This window comes from Streptomyces phytophilus (assembly GCF_013870535.1).
Lineage (GTDB): Bacteria > Actinomycetota > Actinomycetes > Streptomycetales > Streptomycetaceae > Streptomyces > Streptomyces phytophilus.
Window position 1 is genome coordinate 1 of sequence record NZ_JACBXC010000146.1, and the last position, 8442, is coordinate 8442.

The 8442-nt window shown below is 70.6% G+C and carries 6 protein-coding genes; 2 read left to right on the forward strand and 4 right to left on the reverse strand.

All coding sequences use genetic code 11. From position 1 onward, the window contains the following. Positions 1-298: 298 nt before the first annotated feature. On the forward strand, positions 299-1279 hold the full coding sequence (locus H5J30_RS10380) for a hydroxyacid dehydrogenase (RefSeq protein ID WP_181787137.1): 981 nt from the start codon (positions 299-301) through the stop codon (positions 1277-1279). Positions 1280-1326: 47 nt separating this feature from the next. On the opposite strand, the gene H5J30_RS10385 is transcribed toward H5J30_RS10380, so the two are convergent. Beyond that, positions 1327-3945, reverse strand: coding sequence for a valine--tRNA ligase (locus H5J30_RS10385; protein ID WP_181787138.1), 2619 nt, complete (start codon positions 3943-3945; stop codon positions 1327-1329). A 163-nt stretch (positions 3946-4108) separates the two neighbouring features. Here H5J30_RS10385 and H5J30_RS10390 point away from each other — a divergent pair, with 163 nt between their 5' ends. Further along, positions 4109-5227 carry a hypothetical protein gene (locus H5J30_RS10390; RefSeq protein ID WP_181787139.1) on the forward strand — a complete coding sequence of 373 codons (1119 nt, stop codon included), beginning with the start codon at positions 4109-4111 and terminating at the stop codon, positions 5225-5227. A 115-nt stretch (positions 5228-5342) separates the two neighbouring features. On the opposite strand, the gene clpX is transcribed toward H5J30_RS10390, so the two are convergent. The 3 genes from clpX to H5J30_RS10405 all read right to left on the reverse strand — a co-directional run bounded on the left by clpX (position 5343) and on the right by H5J30_RS10405 (position 8225). Then, complete coding sequence (gene clpX / locus H5J30_RS10395; protein ID WP_181787140.1) at positions 5343-6635, reverse strand: ATP-dependent Clp protease ATP-binding subunit ClpX; 1293 nt, start codon at positions 6633-6635, stop codon at positions 5343-5345. A gap of 216 nt (positions 6636-6851) precedes the next feature. Continuing rightward, positions 6852-7544, reverse strand: a complete 693-nt coding sequence (locus H5J30_RS10400; RefSeq protein ID WP_258563233.1) for an ATP-dependent Clp protease proteolytic subunit — start codon at positions 7542-7544, stop codon at positions 6852-6854. Between the two features lie 78 nt (positions 7545-7622). Then, positions 7623-8225, reverse strand: a complete 603-nt coding sequence (locus H5J30_RS10405) for an ATP-dependent Clp protease proteolytic subunit (protein WP_181787141.1) — start codon at positions 8223-8225, stop codon at positions 7623-7625. Positions 8226-8442: the final 217 nt, after the last annotated feature.

The following is an 8442-nucleotide window of genomic DNA, read 5'->3' on the forward strand; positions in this document are numbered from 1 at the left end:
CTCGATGACGGCCAGGTCGGGGTCGCGGTCGGTCTCGGTGCCGACGATCTCGTCGAAGGGGTCGTCCTCCGGGGTGTCCGGGGTGCGGGGGGTCTCGTCCGGGTCGGGACCTGCGGGTTCTTCGCGGGCGCTCACGGTGCCAGTCTAGGGTCCGGCTACGACAGCCACCCGCCCGGCGGGACTGCCGGGCGATGTACGAGACGCAGTTCCGGATCGCAGGTTCGACACAGGAGGCGACCGCGTGCCACCGAACGACCCTTTGAGCGGCGCGGGACGCCGCCCGCGTGCCCTGTTCGCGATGAGCGCCGACACACTGCCGCGGCTCTTCGACGCGGCGACGCGGGACCGGCTCACCGGGATCGCGGACCTCGAACCCGGCCTGGTCGCGGCCGACTTCGCCGAGCCGCGGGCGGCCGCCGCGCTGGCCCGCGCCGAGGTCCTCGTCACGTGCTGGGGCTGCCCGCCGCTGGACGAGGCGGCGCTCGCCGGGGCACCGCTGCTGCGGGCCGTCGTGCACGCCGCGGGGTCCGTCAAGCACCACGTCACCGAGGCGGTGTGGCGGCGCGGGATCGCCGTCTCCTCGGCGGCGTGGGCGAACGCGCTGCCGGTGGCGGAGTACACCGTCGCGGCGGTGCTGTTCGCGAACAAGCGGGTGCTCGAAGTACGGGAGGAGTACCGGCGGCGGCGCGGCCCGTACGACTGGTACGCGGACCATCCGGGCGCCGGGAACTACCGGCGCACCGTCGGTGTCGTCGGCGCCTCGATGATCGGGCGGCGGGTGCTGGAGCTGCTGCGCCCGTACGACCTGTCGACGCTGGTGTACGACCCGTACGCGGACGAGGACGAGCTGCGCGCCCTCGGCGCCGCCCCCGCCGGGCTGGACGAGCTGTGCGCCACCGCCGACGTGGTCAGCGTGCACGCGCCGGCGCTGCCGGGCACCCGGCAGCTGATCAGCCGCGCCCGGCTCGCGTCGATGCGGGACGGGGCGACGCTCGTCAACACCGCGCGCGGGTCGCTGGTGGACCAGGAGGCGCTGACGGAGGAGCTGGTCGCGGGGCGGCTGCACGCCGTCGTGGACGTGACCGAGCCGGAGTTCCTGCCGGTCGGCTCGCCGCTGTACGAGCTGCCGAACGTGCTGCTGACGCCGCACGTCGCGGGGTCGCTGGCGGGCGAGCTGCCGCGGCTGGGCCGGGCGGCAGCCGACGAACTGGCCCGCTACGCCGCCGGGTTGCCCTTCGCGCACCCGGTGCGGCCGGAGTCGCTGGGCCACAGCGCGTAGGCGGCGGTACGGGCCCGGGGCGCCCCCGGGCCCGTACCCGCTACGCGTTACGCCTGCGGCAGGCGCTCCAGCTGGGCGCCGATGCGGACGATGTCCTCCTCGGCCTTCGCCAGCCGGGTGCGGATCTTCGCCACGACCGGCTCCGGTGCCTTGGCGAGGAAGCCCTCGTTGCCGAGCTTGGCCTCCGCCTGCGTCTTCTCCTTCTCGGCGGCGGCCAGGTCCTTCGCCAGCCGCTTGCGCTCGGCCGCCACGTCGATGGTCCCGGACAGGTCCAGCGCGACGGTCGCGCCGGCCACCGGCAGCGACGCCGTGGCGGCGAAGGATTCACCCTCCGGCTGCAGCCGCAGAAGTTGCCGCAGGGCGGCCTCGTGCTCCTGGAGGCCGGCACCGGACAGCTCCACCCGGGCGGGCACCCGCTGGCCCGGCTGGAGGCCCTGGTCGGCGCGGAAGCGGCGGACCTCGGTGACGACCTCCTGCAGCTTCACGATCTCCGCCTCGGCCGCCGCGTCCCGGAAGCCGGAGGCGGCGGGCCAGTCGGCGATCACGAGGGACTCGCGGCCCGTCAGCGTCGTCCACAGCGTCTCGGTGACGAACGGGATCACCGGGTGCAGCAGCCGCAGCGTGACGTCGAGGACCTCGCCGAGGACGCGGCGCGAGGCGTCCGCCGCGGGGCCGCCGGCCGCGAACGTCGTCTTGGACAGCTCCACATACCAGTCGAAGACCTCGTCCCAGGCGAAGTGGAACAGCACGTCGGAGAGCTTCGCGAACTGGTAGTCGTCGTAGAGCGCGTCGACGTCGGCGACGACCGCGTTCAGCCGGGAGAGGATCCAGCGGTCCGTCGTGGACAGCTCCGCCTCCGCGGGCAGCGGGCCCTCGACCGTGGCGCCGTTCATCAGCGCGAAGCGGGTGGCGTTCCACACCTTGTTCGCGAAGTTGCGCGAGCCCTGCACCCAGTCCTCGCCGATCGGCACGTCGGTGCCGGGGTTGGCGCCGCGGGCGAGGGTGAACCGGACGGCGTCGGAGCCGTACTTGTCCATCCACTCCAGCGGATCCACCGCGTTCCCGAAGGACTTCGACATCTTCTTGCCGAACTGGTCGCGGACCATGCCGTGCAGCGCGATCGTGCGGAACGGGATCTCGCCGTCCATCGCGTACAGCCCGAACATCATCATCCGGGCGACCCAGAAGAAGAGGATGTCGTAGCCCGTGACCATGACCGCGTTCGGATAGAACTTCGCCAGGCTCTCGGTCTCCTCCGGCCAGCCCAGCGTGGAGAAGGGCCACAGGCCGGACGAGAACCACGTGTCCAGCACGTCCGTGTCCTGCGTCCAGCCCTCGCCGCCCGGCGGCTCCTCGTCGGGCCCGACGCACACCAGCTCGCCGTCCGGGCCGTGCCAGACGGGGATGCGGTGGCCCCACCAGAGCTGGCGGGAGATGCACCAGTCGTTGAGGTGGTCGACCCAGCCGAAGTAGCGGGACTCCATCTCCCTGGGGTGGATGGCGACCCGGCCGTCGCGCACCGCGTCGCCCGCGGCCTGGGCCAGCGGGCCCACCTTGACCCACCACTGCATGGACAGCCGCGGCTCGATGGTCGTCTTGCAGCGGGAGCAGTGGCCCACCGAGTGCACGTACGGCCGCTTCTCGGCCACGATCCGGCCGTCGGCGCGCAGCGCGGCGACGATCGCCGAGCGGGCCTCCATCCGGTCCAGGCCCTGGAACGGGCCGTGGGCGGTGATGACCGCGTGCTCGTCCATGACCGTGAGCATCGGCAGGTCGTGCCGGCGGCCGATCTCGAAGTCGTTGGGGTCGTGCGCCGGGGTCACCTTCACGGCGCCCGTGCCGAACTCCGGGTCCACGTGCTCGTCGGCGAGGACGGGGATGCGGCGGCCGGTGAGCGGCAGCACGATCTGCTTGCCGACGAGGTGGCGGTAGCGCTCGTCGTCCGGGTGGACCGCGACGGCGGTGTCGCCGAGCATCGTCTCCGCGCGCGTGGTGGCCACGACGATGGACTCCTCGCCCTCGCCGTAGCGGATGGAGACCAGCTCGCCGTCGTCGTCCTGGTACTCCACCTCGATGTCGGAGATCGCGGTGAGGCAGCGGGGGCACCAGTTGATGATGCGCTCGGCGCGGTAGATCAGGCCGTCGTCGAAGAGCCGCTTGAAGATCGTCTGGACGGCGCGCGACAGGCCCTCGTCCATGGTGAAGCGGTCGCGGCTCCAGTCCACACCGTCGCCGAGGCGGCGCATCTGGCCGGCGATCTGGCCGCCGGACTCCGCCTTCCACTTCCACACCCGCTCGACGAACGCCTCGCGGCCCAGATCGTGCCGCGACAGGCCCTCCTTGGCCAGCTCGCGCTCCACGACGTTCTGCGTGGCGATGCCGGCGTGGTCCATGCCCGGCTGCCACAGCGTCTCGTACCCCTGCATGCGCTTGCGGCGGGTGAGGGCGTCGATCAGCGTGTGCTCGAAGGCGTGGCCGAGATGGAGGCTTCCCGTGACGTTCGGCGGGGGGATGACGACCGCGTACGGCGGCTTGTCGCTCTTGGCGTCCGCCGCGAAGTAACCGCGCTCTACCCAGCCCTCGTACAGCGAGGTCTCGACCTCGCCGGGCGTGTACTGCGTAGGAAGCTCTGCTGCGCTGCTCTGCGGGTTCTTTGCTTCGGTCACGACGCTCAGTCTAGAGGCGCGTCACACCCCGCTGCGAACCACTTGTGGACGGGCTGCGTCCTTGTGGACAACCGCGCCGCGGCCGATCGAGACCCGAGGCAGCGCGACGCGGCGCGATCCGACAGTATGGGCGGAGCAGCATTAACTCACGGAGGGGACCGTAATGAGTCACAACCAGCCGCCGCCACCCGGACCGTACGGGGGTGGAGGGCAGCAGCCAGGCCCGTACGGGCAGCCCGGTCCCTACGGCCAGCCCCCGCAGCCCCCGGCGCAGCCCGCGCAGTCGCCCTACGCCCAGCCCGGGCAGGGCGGCCAGCCGGGTCAGCCCGGCTACGGCTACCCGCAGCAGGGCGGCGACCAGGGCTACGGTCAGCAGCAGCAGCCCGGCGCGTACGGGCAGCCCGGTGGTTACGGCCAGCAGCAGTACGGACAGCAGCAGCAGGCGGGGCCGTACGGGCAGCAGCAGCAGCCCGGGTACGGCCAGGCGCCGCCGCCCCCGCCGGGAGGCGGCGGCAAGAACAAGACCCTGTTCATCGTCGTGGGCGCCGTGGTCGCGGTCGCGATCATAGCCGTGGCCGCGTTCTTCGTGGTCGGTGGCGACGACGACGGCAAGAAGGACGAGTCGAAGAACTCGGAGACCGACGGCGGCAAGACGGGCGACGACGGCGACGACGGCGGCAGCGGGGACGACCCGCCCGCCGACGACGGCAAGAAGTACAAGCTGACCGCTCCCCAGACCGTCGCCTCGGAGTACCAGAAGAACGACGACGGCATGGGCGGCTCCGGCCTCAACTCCAGCGACATCGACGAGCTGGAGGGCATCGGCGTCTCCAACGCGAAGGACGTCGGCGCCGGCTACACCGCGGGCACCGAGGCCACGGCCAAGATCCTGCAGTTCCAGGGCGTCTACGGTGACATCTCCAACCCGGACATGGTCCTGGACGCGTTCTTCGCCTACATGGCGAAGGAGGCCGCCGCCGATCCGTCCGCGGGCGGCGGCGAGTCGGCCGAGTTGGTCGGCAGCCCGGAGGAGGTCTCGCCCGACGGGCTGGAGGAGGGCGCTTCGATGAAGTGCCAGTACGTGAAGTTCTCCAGCGACGACTCCGGCGCGCCGGTCGACAGCTTCAACTTCCCGACCTGCGCCTGGGCCGACAGCAGCACCATCGGCTACGTCGCGCTGACCGACCCGACGCTGATCATCACCGGCGGCGAGACGAGCATCGACGAGGCCGCGACGACCACCGCGGACGTCCGCAACGACGTCCGGGTGCCGATCGGCTGACCCGTACGGCACACACGCGAAGGGGCCGCCCGGTGGGCGGCCCCTTTTCGTGTGGCTTCTCCGGCTTCTCGTACGGCCGCGGCGCTCCCCGTGCGGAACGCGGACGGTGTGCGGCTCAGGCGCTCTCCTGGTGCCGCTGCTCCGGCTCGGCGGTGCGGGAGCGGGGCACCAGCGTCGGGTTGACGTTGGAGTGGACCGCCTCCTCGGTGATGACCACGCGGGCGACGTCCTTGCGGGACGGCACCTCGTACATCACCGACTGCAGCACCTCCTCCATGATGGCACGCAGCCCGCGGGCGCCCGTGCCGCGCAGGATCGCCTGGTCGGCGATGGCCTCCAGCGCCGGCCGGTCGAAGTCCAGCTCGACGCCGTCGAGTTCGAAGAGGCGCTGGTACTGCTTGACGAGCGCGTTCCGCGGCTCGACGAGGATCTTCAGCAGGGCGGCCCGGTCGAGGTTGTGCACGCTGGTGATGACCGGCAGCCGCCCGATGAACTCGGGGATCATGCCGTACTTCACCAGGTCCTCGGGCATGACCTCCTGGAACGGGTCCTCGTCCTCCAGCTCGCGCTTGGAGCGGATGGTGGCGCCGAAGCCGATGCCCTTGGCGCCCGCCCGGGACTCGATGAGCTTCTCCAGGCCCGCGAAGGCACCGCCGACGATGAACAGCACGTTCGTCGTGTCGATCTGGATGAACTCCTGGTGCGGGTGCTTCCTGCCGCCCTGCGGCGGCACGGAGGCCGTGGTGCCCTCCAGGATCTTCAGCAGCGCCTGCTGCACGCCTTCACCGGAGACGTCACGGGTGATCGACGGGTTCTCACTCTTCCGTGCGACCTTGTCGATCTCGTCGATGTAGATGATGCCGGTCTCGGCCTTCTTGACGTCGTAGTCGGCGGCCTGGATCAGCTTCAGCAGGATGTTCTCGACGTCCTCGCCCACGTACCCCGCCTCGGTGAGGGCGGTGGCGTCGGCGATGGCGAAGGGGACGTTGAGCATCCGGGCCAGGGTCTGCGCCAGCAGCGTCTTGCCGGAACCGGTGGGGCCGAGCAGCAGGATGTTGGACTTCGACAGCTCAATGCCGTCCTCGCGGTTCTGCGCCGCGGCGCCGCTCTCGCCGGCCTGCACCCGCTTGTAGTGGTTGTAGACCGCGACGGACAGCGCCTTCTTGGCGGCCTCCTGGCCTACGACATAGCCCTCAAGGAACTCGTAGATCTCGCGGGGCTTGGGCAGTTCCTCCCAGCGCACCTCGGAGCTTTCCGCCAGCTCCTCTTCGATGATCTCGTTACAGAGGTCGATGCACTCGTCGCAGATGTAGACACCGGGTCCTGCGATGAGCTTCTTGACCTGCTTCTGGCTCTTGCCGCAGAACGAGCATTTGAGCAGATCGCCGCCGTCACCGATGCGTGCCACGAGGTGCTTCCCCTTCGCCTGGGATCCGCTCTTGGGGGGCGGAACCTGGTTGCGTATCGACGGTACCTTGCCCGGAGCCCCGAGCGGTCCCCTTGAGCCCAACTCACTGGTTCGCTTCCCAGGGGACCGCTCCACGGGTGGCCCTGTCCAGAGGACAAGGGCCCGGACGAAAGGTCCGGCGCCGCGGATACGGAGCCGGGAGCCGGCCGCGAGCCGTCAGCCGCCGATGCCGGCGGACAGCTTGCGGGTGGAGACGATCTGGTCGATCAGCCCGTACTCAAGGGACTCCTCGGCGGTGAGGATCTTGTCCCGCTCGATGTCGTCACGGACCTTCTCGATCGGCGTCGTCGAGTGCTTGGCCAGCATCTCTTCGAGCTGGTTACGCATCCGGAAGATCTCCTTCGCGGCGATCTCCAGGTCGGAGACCTGGCCGCGGCCGGTCTCGGTGTACGGCTGGTGGATCAGGATGCGCGCGTTCGGCAGGGCCATGCGCTTGCCCTCGGTGCCGGCGGCCAGCAGCACGGCGGCGGCCGAGGCGGCCTGGCCCATGCAGACGGTCTGGATGTCCGGCTTGACGAACTGCATCGTGTCGTAAATGGCGGTGAGCGCCGTGAAGGAGCCGCCGGGGCTGTTGATGTAGACCGAGATGTCCCGGTCGGGGTCCATCGACTCCAGGCACAGGAGTTGGGCCATCACGTCGTTCGCCGAGGCGTCGTCGATCTGCACGCCGAGAAAGATGACGCGCTCCTCGAAGAGCTTCGCGTACGGGTCGTACTCGCGGATGCCCTGCGAGGTGCGCTCGACGAAGCGCGGGATGACGTAGCGGGACTCGGCGCCCAGCGAACGACGGGCGTCGGCGGCCTCGTCGGCCGAGCGGTCGTAGAGGCCGCGTCCGGGGAAGTTCTGCATCGTGGTGTTCCGTCCTGGTGGCAGTGCGGCTGAGAAGGGCTGCGCGGGGCTGTTGCGGTCGTTGCCGGGCGCCGGGCCTCAGGCGCCGGTGCCGCCGCCGCCGGGGATGCCCGTGGCCGACGGCATGACCTCGTCGATCAGGCCGTACTCCTTGGCCTCCTCGGCGGAGAACCAGCGGTCGCGGTCGGAGTCGTGGGTGACCTGCTCGACGCTCTGCCCGGTGTGCAGCGCGGTCAGCTCCGCCATCTTCTTCTTGGTGCGGATGAGCTGCTCGGCGTGGATCCTGATGTCCGTCGCCGAGCCGGCCAGGCCGGCGGACGGCTGGTGGATCAGGATCTCGGCGTTCGGCAGCGCGAAGCGCTTGCCGGGGGTGCCGGCACTGAGCAGGAACTGGCCCATGGAGGCGGCGAGGCCGAGGGCGATGGTGACGATGTCGTTCTTGATGAACTGCATCGTGTCGTAGATCGCCATGCCGGCGGTCACCGAGCCGCCCGGGCTGTTGACGTAGAGGTTGATGTCCTTGTCCGGGTCCGCGGCGAGGAGGAGGAGCTGCGCCGTGATCTTGTTGGCGATGTCGTCGTCGACCGGCTGGCCGAGGAAGATGATGCGCTCGTTGAGCAGCCGGTTGTAGACCTGGTCGCCGAGGCCGCCGAAGGACGGCTCGCCCGGGCCGGAAAGCATCGGGTTCGTCACGTGTCCACCTGCTCATTCTGCGACGGCCGCCAGAGGCCGTCTGAGTGTACGTTCCAGAGTTGCCTGACTTGCTTATGGACCCTAACGCGCAGGTGGGCGGCGGCCATCCCCGTTCCGGAACTGTTCGCTGTGAGCGCAGGCCCTGCGGGGTGCCCTGCGGGCGCCGCCGGGGTGCGGGGCGGGGGGGCAGGGCGGCTTCGTCGGC